General features: G+C 33.2%; 30 protein-coding genes and 1 riboswitch. Of the genes, 13 read left to right on the plus strand and 17 right to left on the minus strand.

Going from position 1 to position 25877, the window contains the following annotated elements:
- Window positions 1-2 precede the first annotated feature (2 nt).
- Window positions 3-1385 (plus strand): IS3 family transposase, encoded by a 1383-nt coding sequence (locus SO785_RS08085; RefSeq protein ID WP_003550148.1) that lies wholly within the window; start codon window positions 3-5, stop codon window positions 1383-1385.
- Between the two features lie 88 nt (window positions 1386-1473).
- On the opposite strand, the gene SO785_RS08090 is transcribed toward SO785_RS08085, so the two are convergent.
- From SO785_RS08090 to SO785_RS08105, 4 genes are all read right to left on the minus strand, one after another.
- A complete protein-coding gene (locus tag SO785_RS08090) occupies window positions 1474-1890 on the minus strand; it encodes a hypothetical protein (protein WP_003548704.1) in 417 nt (138 codons plus the stop codon).
- Between the two features lie 99 nt (window positions 1891-1989).
- Window positions 1990-2799: a helix-turn-helix domain-containing protein gene (locus SO785_RS08095; RefSeq protein ID WP_003548701.1), complete on the minus strand. Its 810-nt coding sequence runs from the start codon at window positions 2797-2799 to the stop codon at window positions 1990-1992.
- Window positions 2800-2916: 117 nt separating this feature from the next.
- Window positions 2917-3573, minus strand: a complete 657-nt coding sequence (locus SO785_RS08100; RefSeq protein ID WP_015613282.1) for an alpha/beta fold hydrolase — start codon at window positions 3571-3573, stop codon at window positions 2917-2919.
- Between the two features lie 12 nt (window positions 3574-3585).
- Window positions 3586-4401 carry a glycosyltransferase family 2 protein gene (locus SO785_RS08105; protein ID WP_011254046.1) on the minus strand — a complete coding sequence of 272 codons (816 nt, stop codon included), beginning with the start codon at window positions 4399-4401 and terminating at the stop codon, window positions 3586-3588.
- 189 nt (window positions 4402-4590) lie between these two features.
- Here SO785_RS08105 and SO785_RS08110 point away from each other — a divergent pair, with 189 nt between their 5' ends.
- A complete protein-coding gene (locus tag SO785_RS08110; RefSeq protein WP_003548693.1) occupies window positions 4591-5532 on the plus strand; it encodes a DUF1002 domain-containing protein in 942 nt (313 codons plus the stop codon).
- A 43-nt stretch (window positions 5533-5575) separates the two neighbouring features.
- On the opposite strand, the gene SO785_RS08115 is transcribed toward SO785_RS08110, so the two are convergent.
- On the minus strand, window positions 5576-6322 hold the full coding sequence (locus SO785_RS08115) for a ribonuclease H family protein (protein ID WP_021874005.1): 747 nt from the start codon (window positions 6320-6322) through the stop codon (window positions 5576-5578).
- A gap of 93 nt (window positions 6323-6415) precedes the next feature.
- On the opposite strand from SO785_RS08115, the gene SO785_RS08120 reads away from it, so the two are divergent.
- Together SO785_RS08120 and cls are read left to right on the plus strand one after the other, a co-directional pair.
- The gene (locus SO785_RS08120; RefSeq protein WP_003548688.1) at window positions 6416-7342 is read left to right on the plus strand and encodes an alpha/beta hydrolase; all 927 of its coding nucleotides are present in this window, start codon (window positions 6416-6418) and stop codon (window positions 7340-7342) included.
- Window positions 7343-7363: 21 nt separating this feature from the next.
- Window positions 7364-8821: a cardiolipin synthase gene (gene cls / locus SO785_RS08125; protein WP_003548687.1), complete on the plus strand. Its 1458-nt coding sequence runs from the start codon at window positions 7364-7366 to the stop codon at window positions 8819-8821.
- Between the two features lie 3 nt (window positions 8822-8824).
- Here the strand turns inward: cls and SO785_RS08130 are convergent, their stop codons facing one another.
- A complete protein-coding gene (locus SO785_RS08130; RefSeq protein WP_011254045.1) occupies window positions 8825-9304 on the minus strand; it encodes a hypothetical protein in 480 nt (159 codons plus the stop codon).
- A gap of 89 nt (window positions 9305-9393) precedes the next feature.
- On the opposite strand from SO785_RS08130, the gene SO785_RS08135 reads away from it, so the two are divergent.
- The 3 genes from SO785_RS08135 (at window position 9394) to SO785_RS08145 (ending at window position 11451) form a co-directional block, all read left to right on the plus strand.
- Window positions 9394-10098 (plus strand): NAD-dependent protein deacylase, encoded by a 705-nt coding sequence (locus tag SO785_RS08135; RefSeq protein WP_015613281.1) that lies wholly within the window; start codon window positions 9394-9396, stop codon window positions 10096-10098.
- A 92-nt stretch (window positions 10099-10190) separates the two neighbouring features.
- Window positions 10191-10676, plus strand: coding sequence for a methylated-DNA--[protein]-cysteine S-methyltransferase (locus SO785_RS08140; RefSeq protein ID WP_035654222.1), 486 nt, complete (start codon window positions 10191-10193; stop codon window positions 10674-10676).
- The gene (locus tag SO785_RS08145) at window positions 10663-11451 is read left to right on the plus strand and encodes a TerC family protein (RefSeq protein WP_003548681.1); all 789 of its coding nucleotides are present in this window, start codon (window positions 10663-10665) and stop codon (window positions 11449-11451) included. The genes SO785_RS08140 and SO785_RS08145 overlap by 14 nt, the downstream gene beginning before the upstream one ends.
- A 46-nt stretch (window positions 11452-11497) precedes the next feature.
- Here the strand turns inward: SO785_RS08145 and SO785_RS08150 are convergent, their stop codons facing one another.
- Complete coding sequence (locus SO785_RS08150) at window positions 11498-11857, minus strand: DUF488 domain-containing protein (RefSeq protein WP_003548679.1); 360 nt, start codon at window positions 11855-11857, stop codon at window positions 11498-11500.
- Window positions 11858-11924: 67 nt separating this feature from the next.
- Between SO785_RS08150 and SO785_RS08155 the strand changes: the two genes are divergently transcribed.
- The 4 genes from SO785_RS08155 to SO785_RS08170 all read left to right on the plus strand — a co-directional run bounded on the left by SO785_RS08155 (window position 11925) and on the right by SO785_RS08170 (window position 16263).
- Entirely contained in the window at window positions 11925-12557 is a 633-nt protein-coding gene (locus tag SO785_RS08155) for a DNA-3-methyladenine glycosylase (RefSeq protein WP_011254043.1), read from the plus strand.
- A 47-nt stretch (window positions 12558-12604) separates the two neighbouring features.
- Window positions 12605-12778, plus strand: a riboswitch (Lysine riboswitch).
- 110 nt (window positions 12779-12888) lie between these two features.
- Window positions 12889-14502 (plus strand): ABC transporter substrate-binding protein/permease, encoded by a 1614-nt coding sequence (locus tag SO785_RS08160; RefSeq protein ID WP_011254042.1) that lies wholly within the window; start codon window positions 12889-12891, stop codon window positions 14500-14502.
- Window positions 14502-15257, plus strand: coding sequence for an amino acid ABC transporter ATP-binding protein (locus SO785_RS08165; protein ID WP_003548674.1), 756 nt, complete (start codon window positions 14502-14504; stop codon window positions 15255-15257). The genes SO785_RS08160 and SO785_RS08165 overlap by 1 nt, the downstream gene beginning before the upstream one ends.
- 76 nt (window positions 15258-15333) lie before the next feature.
- Complete coding sequence (locus SO785_RS08170; RefSeq protein WP_003548672.1) at window positions 15334-16263, plus strand: DUF805 domain-containing protein; 930 nt, start codon at window positions 15334-15336, stop codon at window positions 16261-16263.
- 93 nt (window positions 16264-16356) lie between these two features.
- Here the strand turns inward: SO785_RS08170 and SO785_RS08175 are convergent, their stop codons facing one another.
- The 10 genes from SO785_RS08175 to SO785_RS08220 form a co-directional block, all read right to left on the minus strand.
- On the minus strand, window positions 16357-17274 hold the full coding sequence (locus SO785_RS08175; RefSeq protein WP_011254041.1) for an HNH endonuclease signature motif containing protein: 918 nt from the start codon (window positions 17272-17274) through the stop codon (window positions 16357-16359).
- Window positions 17275-17922, minus strand: a complete 648-nt coding sequence (locus SO785_RS08180; RefSeq protein WP_011254040.1) for a YfbR-like 5'-deoxynucleotidase — start codon at window positions 17920-17922, stop codon at window positions 17275-17277.
- A 67-nt stretch (window positions 17923-17989) separates the two neighbouring features.
- Window positions 17990-19114: a glycosyl hydrolase family 8 gene (locus tag SO785_RS08185; protein WP_003548666.1), complete on the minus strand. Its 1125-nt coding sequence runs from the start codon at window positions 19112-19114 to the stop codon at window positions 17990-17992.
- Window positions 19115-19128: 14 nt separating this feature from the next.
- On the minus strand, window positions 19129-20436 hold the full coding sequence (locus tag SO785_RS08190) for a glycosyltransferase family 2 protein (protein ID WP_003548663.1): 1308 nt from the start codon (window positions 20434-20436) through the stop codon (window positions 19129-19131).
- Entirely contained in the window at window positions 20433-20582 is a 150-nt protein-coding gene (locus SO785_RS08195; RefSeq protein WP_015613278.1) for a hypothetical protein, read from the minus strand. Before SO785_RS08195 ends, SO785_RS08190 begins: the two co-directional genes overlap by 4 nt.
- The gene (locus SO785_RS08200) at window positions 20575-20817 is read right to left on the minus strand and encodes a hypothetical protein (RefSeq protein ID WP_021874003.1); all 243 of its coding nucleotides are present in this window, start codon (window positions 20815-20817) and stop codon (window positions 20575-20577) included. The genes SO785_RS08195 and SO785_RS08200 overlap by 8 nt, the downstream gene beginning before the upstream one ends.
- Window positions 20818-20842: 25 nt before the next feature.
- A complete protein-coding gene (locus SO785_RS08205) occupies window positions 20843-21436 on the minus strand; it encodes a hypothetical protein (protein ID WP_021874002.1) in 594 nt (197 codons plus the stop codon).
- A 101-nt stretch (window positions 21437-21537) separates the two neighbouring features.
- A complete protein-coding gene (locus SO785_RS08210) occupies window positions 21538-21678 on the minus strand; it encodes a hypothetical protein (RefSeq protein ID WP_003548644.1) in 141 nt (46 codons plus the stop codon).
- A gap of 60 nt (window positions 21679-21738) precedes the next feature.
- Window positions 21739-23496, minus strand: a complete 1758-nt coding sequence (locus SO785_RS08215) for a glycerophosphoryl diester phosphodiesterase membrane domain-containing protein (RefSeq protein WP_003548622.1) — start codon at window positions 23494-23496, stop codon at window positions 21739-21741.
- A 9-nt stretch (window positions 23497-23505) separates the two neighbouring features.
- Window positions 23506-23907: an iron-sulfur cluster biosynthesis family protein gene (locus tag SO785_RS08220; protein ID WP_003548621.1), complete on the minus strand. Its 402-nt coding sequence runs from the start codon at window positions 23905-23907 to the stop codon at window positions 23506-23508.
- A gap of 189 nt (window positions 23908-24096) precedes the next feature.
- Here SO785_RS08220 and SO785_RS08225 point away from each other — a divergent pair, with 189 nt between their 5' ends.
- Together SO785_RS08225 and SO785_RS08230 are read left to right on the plus strand one after the other, a co-directional pair.
- On the plus strand, window positions 24097-25203 hold the full coding sequence (locus SO785_RS08225) for an SLC13 family permease (protein WP_011254034.1): 1107 nt from the start codon (window positions 24097-24099) through the stop codon (window positions 25201-25203).
- 98 nt (window positions 25204-25301) lie between these two features.
- On the plus strand, window positions 25302-25862 hold the full coding sequence (locus SO785_RS08230) for a LemA family protein (RefSeq protein ID WP_011254033.1): 561 nt from the start codon (window positions 25302-25304) through the stop codon (window positions 25860-25862).
- The last annotated feature ends 15 nt before the right edge of the window (window positions 25863-25877 follow it).

Here is a 25877-nt window from a genome sequence, read left to right on the forward strand (position 1 = left end):
CTATGTCCAAATTAAACAAAAAACAAAGACTTAAAATTTATAATGATTGGAGAAATGGAAATAAATCCTTATCTGTAATCGCTTCTGAAATAAAATTAAATCGTTCTACCCTACAATATATGGTTAATTTAATAGATCGTCATGGGATCGAAATCTATGATAAATCTAAGGAATTGTTTACCAAAGAATTTAAGGAAAAAGCCATTGTTAGATCATTAACTGGTAATAATTCAATTAATCAGTTGTCTTTAGATCTGGGACTAAGAAGCAACGGTATCTTGTATAATTGGATTCGCGAATATAAGAAAAATGGGTATAATGTCGTTATCAAGAAGAAAGGACGGCATTCCGTTCATGAGTCAGAAGAAGCAATCCCAAACATCGCGCAAAGATTTAGAGAAGCAGATCCAGCAACTCAAAGAAGAAAACTTGAAATTGCGTATCGTCAATGCCTACGTAAAAAAACTAAACGCCTTGGATCAGAAACATCACAAGAAATAGCTCAGGCAGTCACTGAACTAAGGCAAGAATTCAAGGTTAGCTTGGACTATATATTTACAGTCTTGGCTCAAAATAAAGATCTGCCTTTAATAGCTCGCAGTACTTACTACAACATTATCAAGCCTAAAGATAAGCCTAAGAGAAAGAAACCAGGTTTCTTATCCAGAATGAAAGAAATCTTCGATTATCATCAAAGACGTTATGGCTATCGTCGTGTAGCTATGCAATTGCGAAAAGAAGGCTATGCCGTTACAGATCGAGCAGTTCGATACTGGATGCACAAACTTAAGCTCAAAGGTCGAAGACGCAACAAGCGTAAGTATTCCAGTTATAAAGGTACGATTGGTAAGATAGCTCCAAATCTGATTCATCGAGGCTTCTTTGCCATACGACCAAATATGAAGTGGTATACAGACATCACTGAATTTCACTTAAATGGTCAGAAACTTTACTTATCGCCAATTCTTGACGGCTGTGGTGGTGATATAGTTTCTTATTCAATCTCACGTCATCCGGATATGAATTTAGTTATGTCCATGCTCAATAAGGCTTTTGCCAAGCATAAGGCACTTAATGCCTGTATTTTTCACACAGATCAGGGCTGTCAATATCAGAGCAGAGTTTATCAGCGAGCCTTAAAGCTTCATGGCATCACGCAAAGCATGTCTCGTAAAGGTAATTCCATGGATGATGGTCTAATGGAAAACTTCTTTGGCCTGCTCAAAACAGAAATGTTCTATGATCAGGAGTACAAGTATCACAATCTTGAAGAATTAACACAAGCAATCGAAGAATATATCAAATACTATAACAACGAAAGGATAAAGAGCAGACTAAAAGGCTTAACCCCGATTGAATATCGAGATCAAGCCTTAGTCAGCTAGAACAAATATTTGTCTAATTTTTACGTCTCAGTACAAGGACGCAATTTTTTGCGTCCCTTTTTATGTTTAAAATAAAACGTAAATTTAGTTAATTTTTCTTTCTTGAAAATACAAACAATAAAAAGCCAATAATAACTGAAAGTTCTGGTACAAATAAATTTATGAAACTTAGATCCAAATTATGAATTAAATAAATTACACAAACTGCCGCAATTTCCATTGCAATTGCTACATCTCGCAAACTAACAATTTTGACTGCTCTAGTTACTAACCCAATAATCAGTGTAATAATACCTAAAATACTTAAAATTCCGCCAATAAACATTAATAGCGATGATTCATTGAAATCGTTAAACACAGGAATCGTGCTTATTAATAATATTAATCCAAATACTATAAAAGCACCGCTAGCAGTAAACCAACTAAAATTTTCATTTCTTTCTTTAAGCCCAAAATAAGTAAGAACAATTGCAATCAGTAAATTTATTATTAATACTGTCCACATTTCTGTTTATCTAAACAAGATTTTCCTCCTCTTTATGATTTATATCCAATATTATAATTACTAAACTTAAAGCTCTTATCATCTGCGGTCTATAAACTGCTATTTATTTTTTATTAAATCTGCATACCCTAAATTGTTCAATACCTCTTTTAATTTATTTGCTACATCCTTATTCTGATTAATCAATTCATAGTCCATCTGCCCAATGATTTTATAAATCATTAAATGTATATCTTGCATATTAATTAAGTAATTCATTGTTCTTTTAACATTACTTGAATTAAAATTTTCTTCATAGCACATATGCAAATAATTATCACATAATCTTGCCATTTGCTCTTCCTGCAAAAAAGCAATGCTATTTTTTTCAATCTTGTTCAAAATAGTTCCCATAAAGTAGTCCACGCGATTAATATCCATTGCCACCATTATATTACTAAAAAGACGTATAGCCTCGACATCACTCGAAAGATTTTCATGTTTATCGAGCTCGTAATCTATACTTTTCATAATTTCTGAATCTATTTTGTCCAATTCTCCTTTTAAATACGCTATTAATACTTTTAGTCTTAACCAGGTGATACTTTTTCCTTCGCTTTTATAAATCTCGTTCGCACATTCTTCAATCGTTAAAATATCATGTTTTTTAACTGCGTCATCTATCCTAAAATTTAGCTTTCTTTTTAACTCATTAAAAGCAGAAACATATGTATTTTCTATTCTGTTAAAAAAATCTTCAATATCAATATCATGCTTAAATAGTATTTTTACTAATGCTTCTGATCCAATATTTCTTCCTTTATTTTCAACTTCACCATAAAATTTTCTATCAATAATACCTTTAGAAAATTGATATTTGGACATACCCAATTTTTCTCGTTCTTCTTTTAGTGCTTCACCTATTGTCATTCATATTTTCCTATATAACATTACTAAAAAAGCATTAACTACTAAAAAACTAGTTAATGCATCCAAAATTTGATTTTAATATTACTTTTTTTACTCTAAATCAATAAACAAATCATTTCATTTGCAAAAGCCCTTAATCAAATCAAGCAATTTTAAACTTCTAACCGCATAACTATCATGCGTTTGACGCGGCATAATTACCAAACGCGCATTAGGCATCAATTGACTGTACCAACGTACATGTTCAACCTTAACCCAATCTTTTTCACCAACCACACACAAAGTTGGTGTCGTAATTTTTCTTAAATCATCTTCTGAAATAAATGATTCAGTTAATTCTACTCGGCTATCGCGGTCAAGCTTTAAAAAGCGGTGAAAGCCCTCAGTCAAATAGTGGTATGGACGAATACCTGCACCATTTACAAAAACGCCTGCCACAATCATTTTCTTAAAAATATCAGGATGCTTTCTAGCCAGCATCATTGCAACTAAACCGCCAGCATCAAAGCCGAAACAGTAGCATCCCTCAATTCCTACTTGCTTAATAAAAGAATAAACATCTTCCACTTCAGTCTTGTAGTGTTCCGCAATGTCACCTTCACTAAGGCCGTGACCACGCATATCTAAAACGTATACCGTGTAGTAAAGAGAAAGTGGAGCCACAATTTTATCAAACATTCCGCCGTCTAAATGGTGTCCATGAAGCAGTAGTAAAGGTGCTCCCTTACCTAATTTATGATAATAAAATTCGACACCATTAACTTTTTCTTTCATACAACTTCCTCTTTATTGAACATCGCTATCACGAAGAGGTGAACGATCTAATTTTTTACGCATCTTCTCATCTTCATGATCTTTAAGCATCGTCTTAATAATTCTGCGCCATACTCGATAATTACCACGGAAATTATCGGCTACCTTTTTAACATTAGGTTGATGAATAATACTTCCTTTTCTTTGCCAATAATGGTAGTAAGGACGCTGAGTATAATAAACTCCTTTAGCTACAGAAATATATTTCACATTAAAAATTTGATCCTCAAGTAGTGAAATATCGCGATCAAATTGTAAATGGAATTTTTTAATAATTGCTGTCTTATAAGCTTTATTCCAACTATAGCCTTTCATTGGCGAACCAAAAACATTGGTTAATTTTAGATAAGTTTCACCCCGCGTTAAAAAACCGCCTTCAGGTCGTCCAACAACACGTGACTTTTTATCTGGATAGTCCATCCAATATCCACAAGAAACAAGATTTACATCAGGATGTTCTTCAAAAGCGCGAATAAAAAAAGACGTATAGCCTGGATCCACCCAGTCATCACCATCATGAAAGGTGACATATGGCGTGTCAATATACTGCATACCAACATTACGTGCATCAGATGGGCCGCCATTTTTCTTTTTAATTAATTTAAAATATGGAAAGCGATAGGCATAGTTTTGGGCTACCTCAACTGAATTATCAGTTGAGCCATCATCAACCACGATCAACTTAAAGCTTTTGTCGATTTGCTTAAGTAAAGCATCAAAAGCGCGTGGCAGATATTGTGCCGTGTTGTAAACCGGCATAATGATAGTTAACTTAGGCACTTGTAACATAATGTCCCCCTTTTATTGTTATTTATTATACCATCTTAAAGAATTAGATCGAAATTATGGAAGAGGGACATTTTCATTTTCTAATATTTTAGGAATTTTTAGATTATGCTTTATTACCTTTTATTCATTTTTTAGTATAATAGCTCTACTGAATCAAAAAATATAAACAACAAAGAAAGAAGTATATCAATGAAAAAAATATTTACATTTCTAACGGCAATTTTACTAAGTATGGTCGCGGCATTTACCTTTACACACCATACAGTTTTAGCAGATGATGACACACCAGTGGTTACACTAGGTACTTCATTAACTGATTCTCAAAGAAATGGTACTTTAAAAACTTTAACTGCTCCTTTAAACGGTGGCAATTACCAAACAATCACCGTTACTGGTTCTGATTTAGTTAAATACTTAAATCCATCAGGCGACAACTTCACCACTTCTTCTGGAGTGTGGTCCAGCGCAATGATTCAAAAAACAAGCAGTGGTTCAGGTATTAACGTAAAAATTTTAGACTACAATGGCAAAAATAATATCACTACGATTACTGCCAACCAATATAAAAATGCAGCTTTAACCGCCGGTATTACTGATGCCAATATTTACGTTACAAGTGCTGTACCAATCGATGGTTCTGGAGCCTTAGCCGGTGTTTATGCTGCCTATGCCAAAAACGGTAACGCATTGAATCAAAAACAAGTTAATGCAGCTCAAGATGAAATGAACACTTTGAGTGGTATTACACAAGATAACAAAAATAAAGAAGGCTACTCCGATGCTCAATTAAATAATGCGGTTGCCGGTGCAAAATCAGAAATGGCTAAACAAGGACAAAATATTTCTGACAGTCAAATTCGCGATATCGTGAATAACCAAATTAACATTAACCACCTAGGTAATACGATTAACAATAATCAAAAAAATCAAATAGTTAATTTGTTAATTGAAATTCGTGATTCCGGCGCTTTAAAAAATGGTAGCTTTAAATCACAAGCTTCTAAACTTTCAAGTCAAATTCAAAATGGTGCTAAGAACATCTTTAACAAATTTAATACACAAGAAAATCGTAGTTGGTTACAACAATTGTGGGACAATGTTGTAAACTTCTTCAGTCATATTTTCGGTTAATAATTAAGGCATGATTATCAAAATGATAGTCATGCCTTTGCTTTTACATTTTCTTATCCATATAGCGATTTAACTCATGATCTACAAATTCATTACCACGATTATTCGCATGCCCCTTAGTCCATTTAAACGTGCTATCTGGGAAATGTTTTAATAATTCATCTAATTCTTTCCATTCAGATACATTCTTAAGTGGGCCAGATGATCGTTTCCAACCGCGCTTCTTCCAACCTTCTAACCAGTGATTATTAATAGCATTTAAAACATACTGAGAATCAAGCACAAATAATAAATGTTTTTCGTTAAAACCTAACTCTATCAACTTCTTCAATGCATTGATCAAAGCAGTTTGTTCCATTTGATTATTAGTTGCTCCATATTCCCCACCAGCATCGTGAACGGATTGGCTATCCCATTCAATTAAATATGCCCAAGCAGCCTTGTCAGTCTTTTTAACATGACCACCTTTAAATACACCAGTATTACGCGTACCACCATCTGTATAAATTGTCGCAAAATATTTAGTAGAACTACTTTTAGCTTTAGTATTTATTGGATTAGTTGCATCAACCGCTTTACTTTTTTGCTTTATTTTCTCTACTGCATTTTCTAATGTATCATTATCAGGTTCAATTAAATCTTCATGGACATCTGCAAATTCAATTGCATCAGTAATATTTTTAAAAGATTTATATTCTGCACCGGAAAAGCCATCAACTTGTGCTTTTGCTTCATCCCAAGTGCGATACATACCTGGTTTACGTCCTTTTTTTACTGCAAAAAATTTCATCGATATCTACCCCAAGAAAAAAATTACACCACAATGGTAAAATGTATTTATTCTAATTAATTATAAAAGATTTTGACAAGAAGGTGGCAAAAGATGTTCTTTAATACAAAAAAATATGCAGAAGAAGCCGAAAAAAATAATCGACACGATCTCGAGCAAGAACCCAGCATGTTTAACATGATTTCTTTAGGGTTAATTGCCACCTTTGCACCTACAAGAATATTCTTAAAATTACATAAACGTCATATTGAAAATAAGGCCATAATTGAAAAAAGTACGGAAAAACAAGTTCCAATTATCTATTTTCACGGTTTTCGTGGCGGTGACTATACCACCAATGTCATGATTCAACATGCCACTTCAGACAAGGGAAACAAAAAATTTCTAAAAGTAACTGTAGATTTACTAGGCAATTTCAAACTAGAAGGTACTTGGACTGGCGATAAGCACCCCATCGTTCAAGTAGCCTTTAGACAAAGAATTGTCGGAATTTATGGTATTGATTACTATTTAAGCTTTGTTTTACCATTTTTATCTAAAAGATATGGATTTAAAAACTATATTGCCGTTGCTCACTCATTAGCCTGTCCTTGCATTATTAGAACAGAAATGAAGCACTACTTAAGTAAATCGTTTCCGCATTTAACAAAATGTGCTTTAATTGCGGGGCCCTTCAATGGAGTTACTTATTTGGGCGATGTTCCTAATGTTAATCTTTTAAACGAAAATGGACGCCCTAATATGATGAACCCACATTATCTATATCTCTTATTTAATAGAAGAAAATTCAATCCTAATATCTCAGTTTTAAATATCTATGGTAATGTATTGGATAATACAAATACTGACAAATTTATTTCAGTTGTTTCTGCCAAAAGTATTCGCTATATTTTGGCTCCTAAAGCTCACTTTTATCAAGAAGTTGAAGTTCGTGGTAAAAACGACGCTGAGCATAGTTGGATGCATGATAATCCGTTTGTAATTGATATTGTTGATAAATTTCTTAATTTAAAAAAGTAATTTTTATTTTGGAGGAGAACTATGGTCTGGTGGCACGACTTTATCAGAATTATCTTTATTACTAACACGATCTTAGCTTTTTACATTGTTTTCCATCGTAGACGTTCAGTATCAACAACCTGGGCTTGGTTAATTATTTTGCTCATTTTCCCTATCGTTGGAATTACACTTTACGCATTTTTTGGTCGTGGTATTTCCCAGGAAAACATTTTTGCAATTAACAAACAGCACCACATTGGCTTACGTAATGTACAAAAATCCATTGCAAAAGCTCCTAAAAAAACAAGTCCTTCAGATACATCAAATATAGGACAAATTGCCATCAACTTTTTTAATCAAGATGATGAAGCTCCTGTAACCAAAAATAATAATGTAAAACTATATACAGAAGGCAATACTTTTTTTCATGATATGTTAAAAGATATTGTTAGGGCAAAAGAAACTATCAATATTGAATTTTATACTTTTTATAATGATGACATCGGTAATCGTGTCCTGCAGCTATTGATAAAAAAAGCACAACAAGGTGTTAAAGTTCGCGTTGTCTATGATGCATGGGGATCAATGGGAGCTACTAAAGCTTGGTTTGACCAATTACGCAAAGCCGGTGGTAAAGTTCTCCCCTTTATCACATCAAGAAATATGATTACGAGATATCGGATCAATTACCACCTACACCGAAAAATTGTTGTTATCGATGGTAAGATTTCTTGGACTGGTGGTTTCAACATCGGGGATCAATACTTAGGAAGAAAAAAGAAATTTGGTCATTGGCGTGATAGTCAGGTACGTATTGTTGGTTCCGCCTCACTTTTATTACAAGAACGATTTGTCATGGATTGGAACGCTTCTATAAATAATGATGATGAGATTATTCGCTTTAATTCCACTTTATTTCCTGATCTTGACGAAAAGAATATTCATCAAGATGACGTTGCCACACAGATTATTTCAGATGGACCGGATCGTTATACATCTTATATGCGTAACGGCATGATGCGTCTAATGCTACTTGCTAGGAACCGCTTGTGGGTACAAACGCCTTACTTAATTCCTGATGATGCAGTTTTTGCAACTTGGCAAACTATCGCCATGTCTGGAGTTGACGTCAGAATTATGATTCCATGCAAGCCAGACCATCCATTCATCTATCGTGCAACTCAATGGTATGCCAATGAATTAACACGTTTCGGCGTAAAAATTTATATTTATGAAGATGGATTTTTACACGCTAAAACTACTATTATTGATGATAACTTCTCCTCAGTGGGTTCAATGAACCAGGACTATCGATCATACAGTCTTAATTTTGAGGATAATGCTATTTTTTATGATAAAAATTTCAATAAAAAAATGGCTGAGGCTTTTGAAGAAGACATGAAAAAAAGTCACCTGCTTACTCCTGAAGAAATAAAAAAGCAAGGTCGCTGGCTGCGAACCTTACAAAGTTTCTCTCGTATGCTTTCACCAATTCTGTAGCAATTAAGCTTGAATTTCAACTGGAATATTTTTGTCAATATATTTTTGAAGTGCTGGCAATACTTCATTAATTTGAACACGAAAACGCATCATATAAGCCCTATTGTTATTGGTTCTGAAAAGTGCCATTACTAAGGGCTTATTTTGATTAGGAACATTAATTATCGTGATATTAGCGATTTCCTCATATTTAACTGTTCTTTTAAAATAGCCTGAGACAACCATTCTTTTTGTACTAAAACCAGAAAATCCATCTACAATACTAATTAATAAGAATAAGGCTAAAAATACGTTCAAGCCTGGATCACCTTTTTCAATGTAATTCCATGTAAATCCTAGCCAAATAAAAATAATTGCCCAAATAATTGAGGAGATACGGTAACGCCCGCTAAATTCTATCTTTGCTTGCCAATACCAGCTATAGCAAGCATAAGCCAACATTAATATATTAACTATAATGTAAAAATAAGACATGTATGTCATAAAACTTCTCCTCAATTGTTATATTTCTTTCCATTATAACAAAGCACTGATTTATAATTAAATTAAACAGACCTATGAGAGTAAATATTATGAAGCCAAATGATATAACTGAATTACAAAAAGATATTGATCAAGCAAAACATATTACATTTTTAACTGGTGCTGGAGTATCTACCCATTCGGGCATCCCAGATTATCGTTCTAAAAATGGTATCTATAATGGTATTAAAGAAAGTCCTGAAACTATTTTAAGTGAAGCCACACTTTTTCATCGTCCAGAACTTTTCTACAATTTTGTGATGGAAAACATGTATTTTCCAAGTGCTCAGCCCAATTTAATCCATAAAAAAATTGCCCAATTGTGTAGTCAAAAAGGAGATTTAATTACGCAAAATATTGATGGTTTAGATACAAAAGCAGGAAATACTCACGTCACAGAATTTCATGGCAATTTATATAATATTTATTGTACTAAGTGCCACCAACAAGTTTCATACTCAGAGTATGCCAATGGCTATCTTCATAAAAATTGCGGCGGAATTATTCGTCCTGGTATAGTACTTTATGGAGAAGCAATTAATCCTGAAGTATTAAACGTTTCGATTAACAATATGCAAAAATCTGATTTAATCATTATTAGCGGAACAAGTTTTGTCGTCTATCCTTTTGCCCAATTATTAGCATATAAAAAAGGATCTGCCAAAATCTACTCTATTAATAAAACTGCCATCCCTGCTCCACAAGTTACACAAATTATCGGGGATGCTCTTGATGTATTTAAGCAATTGAATTAAAATGACTGGTTTGTTATTCTAAGAATACCAGCTTTTTTCATGTATATGGGTGGTGAAAACATGACAGATTTTTTTATTATGATTATGTTACGATTGATTCTTGGACGTATTTCTTAACTGCATCTGAGTTCGGCTTAACTTATGTTGGCCTTAAAGGAGACGAAACTGTCTCTCCTATTTTTAGCTTTTATCCTCATAGAATGCTAATTCACGATCCTAAGCGATTAGAACCTTATACTACACAATTAAAGGAATACTTCGCAGGCACTAGAAAAGAATTTGATGTTCCAATCGATATTTCTAAATTCGGAACCGAATTTCAAAGAAAAGTACTAGAAGTTGTCAAAAAAATTCCTTATGGTCTTACTGTAAGTTACGGCACAGTAGCAGCTGGATTACCAGATGCTACTTCTTCACGATCGGTAGCCCATGCAGTAGCTCTAAATCCTGTATTAATTTTTATTCCAGACCATCGAGTTATTTTATCTAATAACAAGGTAGGAACATACCGTCTAGGTCAAAAAGAAAAACTTAAGTTAATAGAATTAGAAAAGAGTCATTTACATGGCAATTCTTAAAATGTATGCTCCATTTTTTGATGGTAACAATTGGTTGCATGTTTTAACAAGCGGCAAGGACTGGATGATCATTCTGACTTTAATTATTATGGAATGTCTTCTTTCAGTTGATAATGCTGTAGTTTTAGCAGCTCAAACACAGGTACTACCCACAAAAAGTGAGAAAGAAAAATCCTTATTATACGGACTTTGGGGAGCATATCTTTTTAGATTCATTGTAATTGGAATAGGTACTTATTTAATTAACTTCTGGGAAATCAAATTAGCCGGTAGTATATATCTATTCTATTTATCAATTAAATTCTTCTATGATCAACGCCACCCTAAAGAAGTTGTTGAACACGAAAAAGAAAAAGAAGCCCGTGAAAAAGCACACTATAAAAATAAAAAGAAGAAAAAACACGTTCTTTCACTTTTTTGGCGAACGGTTATTTCGATTGAATCAATGGATATTGTTTTCTCAATTGACTCTGTTCTTGCAGCATTAGCTATTTCGGATAATCCCGTAGTTGTTTTGATTGGTGGAATGATCGGTATCCTCTGCATGAGAGGTGTAGCCGAAATTATAATTAAATTAATGGATATAATTCCAGAATTAGAACCTATGGCTTACGTTTTAATTGGAATTATTGCATTAAAATTATTATTAGCTCTGCCACCACTTAAATGGGAAATGCCAAATACGGCATTTGCAATTATCGTATTTGCAATATTGGGTTTAACTATTATTTTCCACTTCTGGCGTGTTAAAAAACATGGACATAAACATTTATAAGCAAAAACCTAATCTTGATAATGAGATTAGGTTTTTGCTTATTTGCTTATAGGTGATTTTCTACATATTTTTTCAGCACCACAGCTTGATTATGTTCTCTATTTTTCGCACCGTAGAGAAACAACACATCGTCAGATTTCAACTTATTCCGCACTATTTTAATAAATTCAGTTGTGAAATTATTATCATCTAGTTCATTAATATATTTTGCTTTGAACTCAGGGAATTTTTCGTCTTCATGATTAAACCATTTTCTTAATTCATTTGTTGGACCAATTTGCTTAGCCCATTCATCCAAGTTTGCTTTGACTTTACTTATTCCACGTGGCCACATCCGATCAACCAAAATTCGGTAGCCTCCTGGTTGTTCATGATCATAAATTCGTACTAATTTAATTTCCGTCATTTGAAATTCCTCGTTTCTTCTTTTAGTGTATTACTAAAAGATGAATTTAGAAACAACGAGGCACTTTATGAATTACGCAGAATATTTTACTAATCGATCTACCGATGAAATTACTCGTGACTTAATCGGACGGCCACTTACTTTTAATGATGGACAAGAAAAACTCGGCGGCTATATCGTAGAAGCAGAAGCTTACATGGGCAAACTTGATCGTGCTGCTCATTCATATGGCGGCCATCGCAGCCCGGCCAATGAAGGTCTTTACCGCACCGGTGGTACTATTTATATTTATGCCCAACGCCAGTATTTTTTCTTCGATGTTGCTTGCCAAGAAGAAAATGAACCACAAGGTGTGTTGGTTCGTGCCATCGATCCTGCTTGGGGTATTGATTCTATGATCAAAAATAGAAATGGAAAAAGCGGTGTACTTATTACTAATGGTCCTGCTAAAATGATGCAGGCTTTTGGGATTCATGATAAAAATTGGAATCTACATTTTCTTTCTGATTCTCCGTTTACCATTGATTTAGCCGACAATCATAAGCGCATTGCCCAGGAAATAATTGCAGATAAACGCGTCGGTATCAACCAATCTGATCCTATTTGGGCAAACAAAAAACTGCGTTATTATGTTGCTGGAAATCCTTACGTTTCAGATATGAAGAAAAGAGATTACGCTTCCAATAATGGTTGGACTTGACAAATATATATTTTTCCTTTAATCTGTTTGTCAGTTAAATAATTTTCCAATGCAATAGAGGTTGCGACAATCACAAGGTATTTTGGAGTCCGCGAAGATGAAGAAGAATATCTCAGGGTTGCCGCCGAAATGGATTCAATATTCGCGTATTAATCTGTTGGGCTACAGGAGCATATCCTGCAGACTGTCTCGGTTAGTCCCCGAGGAGCGCTATAAGATTTGGTTTGAACACTAATGATTATTATCCTCGTTTGTTTTGGCAAGCGAGGTTTTTATTTACGCTTTATTGTATTGGCTTTGGATTAAAAACTATTTTTGGAGGTTTTTACAATTGAAGTCAAGATTTAGATGGATTGCTGCATTAATGACAGTACTCCTTAGTATTTTTATCGGATTCAACTTTAACAGCCATTCAACTCAAGCTGCTAAAAAAGATTCTGGTACATTAAAGATTGGTATGGAAGCCAATTACCCACCTTACAACTGGACTCAACCAACTAAAACAAATGGTGCAGTTCCAATTGATGGCTCTAATTCATATGCAAATGGTTATGATGTTCAAATTGCCAAAATTATTGGTAAAAGACTTCATAAAAAAGTTGTAGTTGAAAAGACTCAATGGGATGGTCTTCTTCCTGCTTTAACTTCAGGTAAGATCGATTTGATCATTGCCGGTATGTCACCTACTGCTGAAAGACGTAAAGCAATTAACTTCTCAGAACCTTACCGTAAGAGCACATTTGTTGTAATTACTAACAAGGCAAGTAAATATTCAAACGCCAAGAAGCTATCTGACTTCAAAGGTGCTAAATTAACTGCACAACAAGGTACTTTGCACTACGACTTGATCAAGCAGTTAAAGGGTTCTAAGAGAGAACCAGCTATGCGTGATTTTTCAGCCATGCGTCAAAGTCTTTCATCAGGTACAATTGATGGCTACGTTGCTGAAGATATTGAATTTGAAAGTTACCACAATGTTAACCCTAATATTATTGCCATTAACTTAAATAAGATGGCTGGTTTTAAGGTTGATCATGATGACTCTGTTACAAGTATTGGTGTAAAGAAAGGCAACACTAAACTTTTAAACGAAGTTAACGCCACTTTAAGAACCATTTCTAACAAAAAGCGTGATCAATTGATGTCACAAGCTATTAGAGAACAACCTAAGGCTGGTAACGAAACCAAGAATGAAAATTGGCTTGTTACTACTTGGAAGCAATACGGTGGCATGATTATGTCAGGTATTGGCATGACATTACTTTTGGCTCTAGTTGGTACCATCGTCGGTTTCTTCATCGGCTTACTTGTAGGTATTGTTCGTACTATCCCTACTCCAACTACTCGTGGTAAGCGCTGGGCTTTAAACTTTGTTAAATGGTTATTGTCAGTTTATGTTGAAATCTTCCGTGGTACTCCAATGATGGTTCAAGCTGCAGTAATTTATTATGGTATTGCTCAATTCTGGCACTTAAACTTGAACAGAACTGTTGCCGCTTTAATTATCGTTTCTATTAACACTGGTGCTTACCTTGCCGAAGTTATTCGTGGTGGTATTATTTCAACTCCAGAAGGACAATTCGAAGCAGCTAGTGCTCTCGGTATGACTCACAACCAAAGAATGTGGCATATTATCTTACCTCAAGCTATTAAGAATTGTTTACCTTCAATTACTAACGAATTTATCGTTAATATTAAGGATACTTCAGTATTGAGTATTATCTCAGTTTCAGAATTATTCTTCGTTGGTACAACAATTGCCAGTCAATCATTCAAGTTCTTCCCAACTTATTTGATGATTTCAGCAATCTACTTAATTTTGACATTTACTATTACTAGAATCTTTAACTTTATTGAAAAGCGACTTGAAGGTAATAAGAATTACAACTTGATGGCCAACCAAGTTCAAGTTGGTACTCCAAAAGATGCGGAGGCAAATAACTAATGACTGAATCAAACGAAACAATTATTTCTTTAAAACATATGCAAAAGGCCTATGGCAGTCACCAAGTCTTAAAAGATATCTCTGTTGATATCAAAAAAGGCGAGATTGTAACTATTATTGGTCCTTCCGGTGGTGGTAAGTCAACTACTCTTCGTTGCATCAACTTACTTGAAGAACCTACCGGCGGAGAAATTGATTTCCACGGCGAAAATATTTTAAAACCTGGTTATAATCGCAATGCTTTCAGATCAAAGGTGGGTATGGTTTTCCAACAATTCGATTTATTTGAAAATAAGAATGTGTTAGAAAACTGCATGATCGGTCAAGAATTAGTTCTTAAGCGTTCCAAAGACGAGGCACGTAAGATTGCTATGGAAAACTTAGAAAAAGTTGGTATGGGGCCATTTATCAAGGCCAAGCCACAACAATTATCAGGTGGACAACAGCAACGTGTAGCTATTGCTCGTGCGATTTCAATGAATCCAGAAGTTTTACTCTTTGATGAACCAACTAGTGCCCTTGACCCTGAAATGGTTGGTGAAGTGCTAGATGTTATGCAAAAACTAGCTACAACCGGTTTAACAATGGCAATCGTTACTCACGAAATGGGCTTTGCTAAGAGTATCTCAGACCGTGTATTATTTATTAGTGACGGTGTAATTACTGAACAAGGTTCACCCGCTCAAATCTTTGATAATCCGCAAAATGAAAAGACTCAAAAGTTCTTAAGTAACTTTAGAAAAATGGATTTTTAGATATTAACAAACGAGAAGTAAGCAAACTTCTCGTTTGTTTAGTTTATAATTAAGAAAAATTATTTGGAGGAAAAATATGAATGAAAAAGTATATTACTTCATCAAGTCTTATGATGATAGTTTACCCATGCCACCCGCAGAAAGTTTTGGTCAAATTCTAAATGAAACTTACTTACATCCCTTTGATTGGAGTGCTAGAACAACACGTAAATCCTACTGGTGGAGTGTTTTAATCAACTTCATTCTTTCCATTTTATGTATTGTGCTTGGTTTCTATGCTTTTAATAAAAACATCAATCCCGGTATTAGAGTAATTGATGCCGTTGTCGCCATTGTAGTCTATCTCTGGGTATTTCTAGCAGGTCTTGGTCAAATGGTCCGTCGTTTGCACGATGTTGGCTATAGCGGCTACTGGTATTGGTCTACATTTACTGGCTACGGCACAATGTTTCTATTTTATTTAGCACTGCAGCCTTCAGCTCAGCGCAAAGTAAAGTGGGGTAAATACTTATTTAGCGATCAAGATTATCCCGAAGGAAAAAAAGAAAAAGTTCCCGTGCCAACAATCGGACAAATTTTGAAGGAACATTTCTTTGACTGCTTTAATTGGGATGCCAGATCTACTAGAACATCATTTTGGGTAGGTACTGCTATTAATCAAGTGGTTATGGTAATCGGTGTGCTTGCATGCTACTTGATTGCTTTCTTGCTTTTTCTTCCATTCAGGGTCACTGGCTTAAACTCTGACGATTCAAAAGTCATTGCTGTATTCTTCATCATTTTCCTTATTTTCTTCGCTGCTGTAACCATTTGGGCATTCTTAGCACAATTAGGTCACACTGTTCGTCGTTTGCACGATGCTGGTTTTAATGGTGGCTGGTGGTGGTTAAGCGTAATTCCTTACGTTGGACAATTACTTTTAGCATTCTTGCTATTCCACCCTACCGTTAAAAATGAAGTTAAGTGGAACAAATATTTATTTGATCCTGAAGATCGAATTAGATAAGCAAAAAAGATCATTCTCAATTATTGGGAATGATCTTTTTATTATTTTCGTTCAACTATTTTAGAATTAATTCTAAAATAGCTATCCAGCGGCTTAAATAATATCATTATTTTCTTTAATTCGTGCTAGTTTCCAACCTGTATCAAAGTATGTCTTACGAATTTGACGTAAATCGTCATAATCACTCTGCAAACTATCAATTGCATCCTGTAAACTTTTATTTTGCTTTCTGATTTCATTCAACTCAGGATCATTAATTATACCCTTAAGATGCACTTGCGCAGCTAAATAACGACGACGATGCTCAAATTCTTCTCTTAAAGTGCCTAATGCATTTTCATACTTAACAAGTTTTTTATTAATATCAGAAATTTGATCATTTAGTTGAATAAATAGCTTATATGGCATATCCGACTTAATTCGATTACATTCTGCACAAGCTAAAGTCAAATTATCCAAACTATTATTATGACTTAATGAAACGGGGTCTTTATGATCTACACTATGACCGCGTCTACCACAATACTGGCAGCGATACTTATATTTAGCTCTAATGCGTTCACGGTCAATAAAATCCACTTCATTTAATTGAAAATTGATTTCCAAACCCATTTTTTTCAGATTCTGCTCAAAGGTTATATCTTGGTTAGGTACATAATCATTTTGTCCATCTTCACTTTTGATTACCGCTAGATTAAAATCAGACCGTTTAATCTGTTGGCGTGCAATTTCATTACCATCATAATCTTGCAAAAAAGCTTCGTATTTTTTACGAGCTTTTTTATTTTTTACAATAAAATTTAATTGATCTTGCTTTTTATCTGCACCAACAAATGTATATAGCAAACTTTGAGCAAATGTAGATACTGCATTATTGGAATACTCTTCTGGATTTAAATTACGCGTTCTGCAAATATCACAAATACTGGTTAATTTAGGATTCATTAATCCTTCTTGCTTAAAATGCAAGGAGTCCATGCGGAGCCCGCATGAACTACATTGAAATTTCACCTATTCATCATCCCCTAACAATAAAATGCTAAAAGCTATCCGTTGCATCTTATCTTTTCCTGCAAAATCACCTTTAAAAAGATCTGGCAAAATCTTCTTAATAAAATATTGTACACAAACTAAATCATCAAACTTCTTGATTGTTTCAAGACTTTCTTTAAACATTTGCATATAAACTGGATTAGGATTACCTAATTCAATTTCCCCATAAGCTTCATACAACAGATCTAACTTGTCACAAACTGACAAAATCTTTCCTTCTAAGGTGTCATCTTTTCCTTCTGAAAGACGTCTAGTATAAATTTCTTGAAATTCTTTTGGTATCTCTTCTTTGATGAATTTGGTAGTCATTGTCTCTTCAACATCACCAATCATCTTTCTAAGTTGAGGAGTAGCATATTTAACTGGTGTTTTAATGTCACCGATAAATCGTTCAGTATAATCATGATTTAAACTCTTTTCATAAAGAGCCTTCCAATTAATTTTTTTATTACCATGCACTTCTTCAATATCACCCATCATTTGTGCAAGTTCTGCTGTTCTAAAGCAGTGATCAGCAACTGAATGATGATGATACTTAAAATATCCTGGTGCACGATCAATCGACTCTAAACTGTTAAAACCTTGAATGTATGCATTTAATCCCATTTTTATCCTCCTCAATAAATAAGTTAAAAATTTTTACTATGTTACCAAAAAATAAATAATACTTCAACTACATTTTAGCAGCATCTAAAGCTGCAATAGTAGTTAGAGCTGCATCATAATAATTATTTTGTGGTAAACGTTTAGCAAAAATATATTGCTGTGACATAAATAAATTATCATAGCCTTCTTTTCTATTAAAACTCACAGCACAAAAAATCGGTGCACTAAAGCTTGCAGACACATAATTATTAATTGCTTTGCCACTTAAAGTATAGCCAGCTGTTACTACATTCTGCTTACTGAAGAATTTAAGCATTCGATTTTCAATTTTTTTAGCCACTTTATTATTACTATTAGCTAACATCATTGGAACACGACAAGCATTTGCGGAAAAATTACCATCATCTTTGGTAGCAACTGTATTAGCTTTGACTGGCTGAGCATTTGTTGCACTAACCCACGCAAAATCTGGTACTAAGCCTGTTTTATGCTGGCGACTAAGCTGATAAAGACGCTCAAGCATAGTTCGTTTTATCGTCAACCAGCGATCATCACCCGTAGCTTTATAAAAACTATCAAAGAATTCCGGCATTACATCTGATGTACGCATTAAATCATAATATTTAGAATTCTTATTAGCCCAATTTCCTACCGTTAGCGTTCTAGTTTTAGCATTATATTCATAACGTAAAATGTCTTGCAATATCTTAACAGCTTCATCTTGATAATAAATATCTTTATATACCTTACTTGCTAGCAACAACGCCTCGGCAATAAATAAATCACCGTCAGTTGCACTATTTTTATCTACCTGCCACTTACCATTTTCTTCAACTTCACGCCAAGACATTAAAGCAGTTTTTCTTTTATTAATTGTTTCACGGTGTTTTAAATAAAAATTATTTAGACGTTCAAACGTGGCTTTATCACCAAAACCATTCTGAGCTGCTAAAGCAGAAATATACATCCCATATCCTTGCCCTTCAGACAAAGCAGTATACTTATTTGAATTAGGCGTAGTATTAATATAACTTTCTTTTTCATTAATTTTAACAACGTAATATTTTTGCCATTGTCTATAAAAATCCTGTTTTAATTGATGACTATTATCCAGTCGTACATAAGCCATAATCGCTGTAAAAATTACAATTATCAATATAAATGTTAGGGGCACTAATTTTAGTCTCTTCATTTTCTCTTCCTAAATTAATCAGCAAATCTCTTAGTTTTAACCCACTTAGTACCATCACGATGAAAAATTCTGTCACAAAATACTGAACATACGGCATGAATTGAAACAATAATGAATAACTGAGAATAAGTAAAATATGATGCTATAGCAAGCCAAATTTGTTCGGTAGTTGCTTGGCCATATTGTGTACACATAGCAACATTGATTTGCAAAACATATAATAAAATCATTAATAACCAATTTAACAAAAGAATTTGAGCTAACAATATATTATTAGAAGTAATCGTAAATGGCAGTTGAATATTTGGATTCCAAACATGTGCAATCATTGTAAATAAATTCGCTAAAAAAATGAAATCGGATAAAACGATCGCCGCATTGAACCAAAAGAAAGTACAAGAATAATAAAAAGTTTCGAGCTTCACACGCCAGTTACTCTTATCAAAGATATGCTTAAAATTATTAATAACTACTTCATAATTTCCTTTAGCCCAGCGTAATCGTTGGAAGTAATAATCTTTTAAACGCTCTGGTTCCTGCTGAAAAGCTTCAGAATTATAAGCTAAAGCAATCAATTTGCCAGATCCCATAATTTTAAAAGAGATATCAGTATCTTCTGTTAAAGCGCCGTTACGCCAACCACCAATTGATTCAACGTATTTTTTATTAATAATAAAATTTGTTCCTGGAATACGACCTATTTTAAATAATTGCCAAATGCCACAATGTTGAATTCTCTGTGTTACAACGATTTCTTGGTTAATACATCTAGTTAAAAAATTCTGTTTAGCATTACGCGTTTTATTACGTCCAAAGGCTGCCATATAACGTTGCGGATTTTCTTGTACTTTTTTAACTAGAAAGTATAATGCATTCTCTTCTGGCATCGCATCTGCATCATAAACACCTAAATATTCACCATGAGCAATCTTCAAAGCATCATTCAACACACCAGCTTTACCACCAGAACCAGTTCGTCTAATAACTCGTGCGTTACATTTGTAATACTGCTTATTTTTTAAAACTTCATCTAAAACATCAGCTGTTTTATCTTCACAATTATCAGCATAAAATAATACTTCCAATTTATCCTTAGGATAATTTAAATTTAAAATCGCTGTAGCTGTTTTCTCAATTACCAATTCTTCATTATGAGCTGGAACAACAATCGTTACTTTGGGATACCGCTTTAGTGGCACTATTTTAACCAAAACCTTACTATGTTTAAGCCAAAATGCAATTGCTCCACTTAAAGTAATAATAGACATCAGTAACGACAGCCAAATTGAAATAAGAGTGATTATTTGCATTACATCATTCATTTTTCTTTTTCCTTTTTCCTTTTTGCTTTAATTAGTGCTTCTTCAACATTGCCGTAAATTTTTAATGCACAGAAGAAAATAATTACAAAACTAATTAAAAAAATGGCGGTAATAATAATTGCTAATGAATAAAACCAATTAATCATTTTGATCATCCTTTAAATATTCAACGATAATATCCGTTTCTAACCCTCGTTGGAGATATTTTTTTATTTTGTTCAGATCAGAAAACTTTTTACAATTATTTATATCGATTTTTTCAGATGCCATCTTAAGTTCTAATGGTATATCTATATCCATACGCCGCAAGTTTTCCTTTGTTTTTTTATTTATTTCTTTATATGTTTGTAAACTTATTTGTGGGGAAATAATCATAAACATACCATCGCCTACATAATAAATAAATTCACTCTTTAAACGTGTTTTTTTTCAAAATCATAGAAATACTTCGTAAAACTTCAGCATGATATTCTGGATGATATTCTTCAATCTGTTGATGTCTATCCCAACTAATTAATTCAACATTAGTCCACAAATCTAGATCTGTATATGCTTCAATTTGATGCAATTCGCGTTTATAAAACTTATTAGCATTATAGTAGGTCTGTAATTTTACATTTAGATTGTAGTGCGATATATATCTTTGAATATCATTTTCTCGTTTTTTAGCGATACTCCAATGCAGAATATGATGCCTTACTATTCCTAATAAACTAGCTTCAATTGGAAAAATTATTATCAGTAATATTTTTTCATCTATAGGCATTACTACATATCCTAATAAAAGAAATCCAATAGCAATTGTAGTAAGAATAATTATTAACCAGCTAACTGTATATCTAGCTGAAAATAATCCTACAACTATTGCCAGTATGAAAATCATAGATATGCCATTAACTACATTGGATGAAAAATCATCTGCTATCCCCAATACAATTACTGGAAAAATCAATGCCAATAGTAATGCAAAATATACTAGTCGAATATATTTTTTAGTCATTGTTTTCAGTCCTCTCAAATCCCTATGCATGAAAAAAGACTACTAAGAAAACTTTACTGATCTCTTAGTAGTCTCTCTGTTTCTATTTTTGAAAAACAATTTTACTTGTTTTCGTCTTTTGCGGCCTTGTTAAGAAATGCAACAACTGCTGCTACGTGAGCAACACGCTTCTTAGCATTTCTCTTGTTTTTAGGTCTTTGGTTTGGTTCACAACCAGTGTTGTAATTTTCACCTTTACGCATAGTACTATACTTCCTTTCAGATTTTCGAAAATCTAGTATAGTTTACCATGATCAATTTTTTTAATCAAGTATAGGAAAAGCCATCATATAATTTAAGATACGATTAGCATAACTTTGACGAGACTGAAACTCCTTAATTGCCGTATTAAGCATAGAAATATTATCCGTAATAATCCCATCAACGTGTTCATACATCATCTTTTTCATTTCTGATTTATTGTTGACGGTCCATGCATAAACAACATGGTTTTGCAGATGCGCTTGCCAAATAAAATCAGAACTTAAAGTTGAATACTCCATTGAATAACCATCAGCCACACTCTGCGGATAAATCAAATTATATGGTTGGATATACAAAGTCTCAATTTTAGGATTAAGTTGCTGCATTTTAGTAACTACTCGATAATCAAGCGACTGTAATTGATAATGATTTTTCAAAATTTCATGACCATATTTTTTATTAAACTTTACCAAAAATTCATTCGAATCATTGGGTGTGGTCTTTATTTCAATTAACAATTTTTGCTTTAGTTTTTGTGCAGCTTGCATGTATTGATCTAGACTTACTACTTTTCCTTTGTACCCATCTTCTTTTGCAATTAATTTAGTTAACTGGTTCAAAGTTAATTCTTTAGGTCTTTTATCCTTCCCAGTTAATTTTTTTAAATTCTCATCATGCATGATTACAAACTGATTATCTTTAGTTTCATGAACATCAATTTCTACATAATCCGGTTTTAATTTGGCAGTTTTTTTCAATGATTCTATCGTATTTTGTACACCATTTTTATCATTTACACCTCTATGAGAAATAGTGACAGGCACATGATCATCCAAGCCAGCTAAATAAAAGACATTCTCAATAATATTTCCAGTTATTGCCAAACTCCATATAGAAATAATTGTAATCAAGATTATTTTATTATTCGTGACTTTCTCTTTTATTTCATTATTATTTTTAGTCACTAACTTAACCAAAAAGTATAAAGAAACTGCACTAACCCAAATTAAGAAAACCTCACTAATTATCTGAAAAAGTGTCAGATTAATAGTAGCCATTATTAAGGCAAATTTCCCAGGGAATGTATCCCAAATTAGTTGCAATAGGTACGCTCCACCAACATTAATTGCCATAATAACTATTGCCAGTATGCCTAAAGGAACAAAAAATCCTATTACTTTACGCCAATTCTTTTTCATCAAAAAAGCACTTTTCTTCATCGCTTCTCTAGTTGTAGTTTTATAAATCACCATAATCGGTAAAGTCAATAAAAAGCGAAATGCAAGCACAAAAATTACAAGATAAAAAATAATTAAGATAGCTAATAAAATCCCACTCCTAGTCATGTAGTCAATAATAAATTGGGGAATTTTTATTTTAGCTAAAAGTGGCGTTCTAAAAACAACATTAGCAAAAGGAATCACCAATAAGAAATATATTGCCAGCAGCAGTAGTGATCCTAGTCTAAAATGTCGTAAACATTGCCCAAACTCACTAATACTAGCTTTCAACGCAAAATTATTTTTTATAAATAAAATAATTAAAGCAAATTGACTATAAATAACGAATAAAAGCAACGCCAATTCTATTAGTAAAAAGAAAACTACAAATGGATGCTCAGACAATATAATCACTAAATTAGAATACGATATAAATGGAATCGCACCTGCTTGCAATACAAACGTAGTAATATAGCGAAACAGCGGAATAAAGACAAATTGGTTTAAAATACTAATACTCGTAAACAAGATTAAATATTGAAACCAATTTTGTTTAAATTCCGCTGAAAGATTTTTTATTTTTTTAAATATGTTCATTAATACCGATTAGCAAGTCTTGCCTTCTTGCATTTCCTTTTTGGTCAATTTTTGCGGTACATACTGTTCAACCGATACCGCACCATCAAGGGTGCCACTATTGTCAGATAAACTCAATGTGGAATTTCTAGCATTAACTACTAATCCATCTTCAAAAAAGCTTAATTCATCAGATGATGTCCATAAGTCAAAACCAACATTATTATCTACTTTAATATCATATTTTGGATCTTTTTCATCAAGAACGACAAATTGAAAATTCGCACCAATTGTACATGTTCCGCCTAGCTTTGAATACTTATTTGATCCATCATTCAAGGCAAGCAATAAAATTTTATTATCCGGATTATTTTTTTCAATAACTTCTTTTGCGTCTGGTTTAATATTGATTGAAATTGTTTTTTCTGTCATATTCAATCCCTCATTTCGATCTATACATTTACTTTAATATAGCATCATAACCTGCTTTTCACTAAAAATATGCTCAAAAACATTGTCTATCTTTAATTTTTTAAAATTAATCATTGCAAGCAACATTAAAAAGGCTCAAAATGGTACATAGGGTTTTTAGGCGATTGTAATACGTAAGGGGGACCTTTTATGACCGTCTTAAAGAATATTGCTAAAGATAGAATTTTACAGATTACAGTTTTAATTACAGTAGTTAGTCTTTTTTTTGCTAGACCGCGGTTAGCGGACATTAACTTTCATACATTATGGTCTGTTGCTGCGATGCTAACACTTATCCAGATTTATGCTTATTTGCACGTTCTGGATGTTTTAGCGTACAAACTTACAAGTATTGCAGATAATACTCGTAAGCTGAATATGCTATTCTCGCTTCTTGCAGTTATTGCCGGAATGTTCTTGGGTAATGACATTACTGTATTAACTTTAATTCCACTTTATTTAAATATTGCTAAACGTTATAAGTTACCACAAATATTACCAGTCACGTTGATTGGTATGGGAGCAAATATTGGTGCCGCATTTACACCATGGGGAAATCCGCACAATATTTTCTTAGTTAGCCGTTTTGATGTTAGTCCACTGGTCTTTTTCCGTTGGTCTGTACCTTACTTGGTAACATCATTAATTATTATGGGGATGGTTTTCCTACTTATTCCTAAAAAGGAAATTCCTACTCAAAAAACTGAACCAATTAGAATCAGCTGGCGTCCAACTATTATTACAACTGCAGTATTTGTTTTCTTCTTCTTTGGTGTTTTCAGAGCGATTGATATTATCTGGCCAATGCTTGCATCTGTTGTATTAGCTCTTGCAATTAATCCACGAATTATGCTTAAAATTGACTACGCACTTTTATTAACTTTCACTGGATTCTTCATTTTTATCAGTGATATCCAACAAATTCCTGCCATAGTCAACTTAATTCATATGACTGTACACTCAGAAATATCAACTTACTTTGCTTCAATTATCTCAAGTCAGGTAATGAGCAACGTGCCATCAACTATTTTGGTTGGTAAGTTTACTAATTATGCTCAAGCGTTGTTTTTGGGTTCAAATATTGGTGGATTTGGTTCTGCCATTGGTTCAATGGCCAACATGTTAGTGCTTAAAACATTTAATCAACATGGTAGCGTAAGTCGCAAAAAGTTCTTTATTCAATGGACTATCATGCAATTCGCTGGGTTAATCATTTTGACCTTAGTTGGTTTAGGACTACTAATGTTTAGACTTTAAATTTTGTTCAAGAATGCTTTTATAGCATTCTTTTTTATTGCTCTAAAGCCTATAAAAATTATAAAATTATATAAATACTTTTTATGGAGGATTCTATCATGTCACCATTACTTTGGATAATTTTAATTATCATTGTTTTAATAGTAGCTATCTATATCACTACTTATAACGGTTTACAAAGATCTCGTGTATATGTAGACGAAGCATGGAGCCAAATTGACGTTCAATTAAAACGACGTAATGACTTAATTCCTAACTTAGTTGAAACTACCAAAGGTTATGCACAACACGAAAAATCTACTTTTGAGAGTATAGTTAAACTTAGAGATGAATTAACTCAAGTTCCACAAGGTAACCATGAAGAAGCAATGAAGCTATCTAATCAGCTTACCGATTCCTTGAAGTCCATCTTTGCTTTAGCAGAGGCATACCCTGACCTTAAAGCAAATCAAAACTTCTTAAAACTTCAAGAGGAATTGACTAATACTGAAAATAAAATTGCTTATTCTCGTCAGCTTTATAACTCATCAGTTGCTACATACGATCAAAAATTATTAACTTTCCCCTCAAACTTAATTGCTAAAATTCACGGCTTTACTAAGGTTAACTACTTGGAAACTCCTGCAGAAGAAAAGAATGTACCTAAAGTTAAATTTTAATTAGGAGGGGCTAGA

It is taken from the genome of Lactobacillus acidophilus (assembly GCF_034298135.1).
GTDB classification, from domain to species: Bacteria; Bacillota; Bacilli; order Lactobacillales; family Lactobacillaceae; genus Lactobacillus; species Lactobacillus acidophilus.

Coding starts and splice junctions, on each gene's coding strand:
- SO785_RS08085 (WP_003550148.1), top strand. CDS start 3: ATGTCCAAATTAAACAAAAAACAAAGACTTAAAATTTATAATGATTGG.
- SO785_RS08130 (WP_011254045.1), bottom strand. CDS start 9,304: ATGACATACATGTCTTATTTTTACATTATAGTTAATATATTAATGTTG.
- SO785_RS08100 (WP_015613282.1), bottom strand. CDS start 3,573: ATGAAAGAAAAAGTTAATGGTGTCGAATTTTATTATCATAAATTAGGT.
- SO785_RS08095 (WP_003548701.1), bottom strand. CDS start 2,799: ATGACAATAGGTGAAGCACTAAAAGAAGAACGAGAAAAATTGGGTATG.
- SO785_RS08150 (WP_003548679.1), bottom strand. CDS start 11,857: ATGACGGAAATTAAATTAGTACGAATTTATGATCATGAACAACCAGGA.
- SO785_RS08180 (WP_011254040.1), bottom strand. CDS start 17,922: ATGGGATTAAATGCATACATTCAAGGTTTTAACAGTTTAGAGTCGATT.
- SO785_RS08165 (WP_003548674.1), top strand. CDS start 14,502: ATGACTGAATCAAACGAAACAATTATTTCTTTAAAACATATGCAAAAG.
- SO785_RS08110 (WP_003548693.1), top strand. CDS start 4,591: ATGAAAAAAATATTTACATTTCTAACGGCAATTTTACTAAGTATGGTC.
- SO785_RS08155 (WP_011254043.1), top strand. CDS start 11,925: ATGAATTACGCAGAATATTTTACTAATCGATCTACCGATGAAATTACT.
- SO785_RS08185 (WP_003548666.1), bottom strand. CDS start 19,114: ATGAAGAGACTAAAATTAGTGCCCCTAACATTTATATTGATAATTGTA.
- SO785_RS08120 (WP_003548688.1), top strand. CDS start 6,416: ATGTTCTTTAATACAAAAAAATATGCAGAAGAAGCCGAAAAAAATAAT.
- SO785_RS08190 (WP_003548663.1), bottom strand. CDS start 20,436: ATGAATGATGTAATGCAAATAATCACTCTTATTTCAATTTGGCTGTCG.
- SO785_RS08195 (WP_015613278.1), bottom strand. CDS start 20,582: ATGATTAATTGGTTTTATTCATTAGCAATTATTATTACCGCCATTTTT.
- SO785_RS08205 (WP_021874002.1), bottom strand. CDS start 21,436: ATGACTAAAAAATATATTCGACTAGTATATTTTGCATTACTATTGGCA.
- SO785_RS08105 (WP_011254046.1), bottom strand. CDS start 4,401: ATGTTACAAGTGCCTAAGTTAACTATCATTATGCCGGTTTACAACACG.
- SO785_RS08090 (WP_003548704.1), bottom strand. CDS start 1,890: ATGTGGACAGTATTAATAATAAATTTACTGATTGCAATTGTTCTTACT.
- SO785_RS08170 (WP_003548672.1), top strand. CDS start 15,334: ATGAATGAAAAAGTATATTACTTCATCAAGTCTTATGATGATAGTTTA.
- SO785_RS08115 (WP_021874005.1), bottom strand. CDS start 6,322: ATGAAATTTTTTGCAGTAAAAAAAGGACGTAAACCAGGTATGTATCGC.
- cls (WP_003548687.1), top strand. CDS start 7,364: ATGGTCTGGTGGCACGACTTTATCAGAATTATCTTTATTACTAACACG.
- SO785_RS08210 (WP_003548644.1), bottom strand. CDS start 21,678: ATGCGTAAAGGTGAAAATTACAACACTGGTTGTGAACCAAACCAAAGA.
- SO785_RS08230 (WP_011254033.1), top strand. CDS start 25,302: ATGTCACCATTACTTTGGATAATTTTAATTATCATTGTTTTAATAGTA.
- SO785_RS08200 (WP_021874003.1), bottom strand. CDS start 20,817: ATGTTTATGATTATTTCCCCACAAATAAGTTTACAAACATATAAAGAA.
- SO785_RS08215 (WP_003548622.1), bottom strand. CDS start 23,496: ATGAACATATTTAAAAAAATAAAAAATCTTTCAGCGGAATTTAAACAA.
- SO785_RS08145 (WP_003548681.1), top strand. CDS start 10,663: ATGGCAATTCTTAAAATGTATGCTCCATTTTTTGATGGTAACAATTGG.
- SO785_RS08225 (WP_011254034.1), top strand. CDS start 24,097: ATGACCGTCTTAAAGAATATTGCTAAAGATAGAATTTTACAGATTACA.
- SO785_RS08220 (WP_003548621.1), bottom strand. CDS start 23,907: ATGACAGAAAAAACAATTTCAATCAATATTAAACCAGACGCAAAAGAA.
- SO785_RS08135 (WP_015613281.1), top strand. CDS start 9,394: ATGAAGCCAAATGATATAACTGAATTACAAAAAGATATTGATCAAGCA.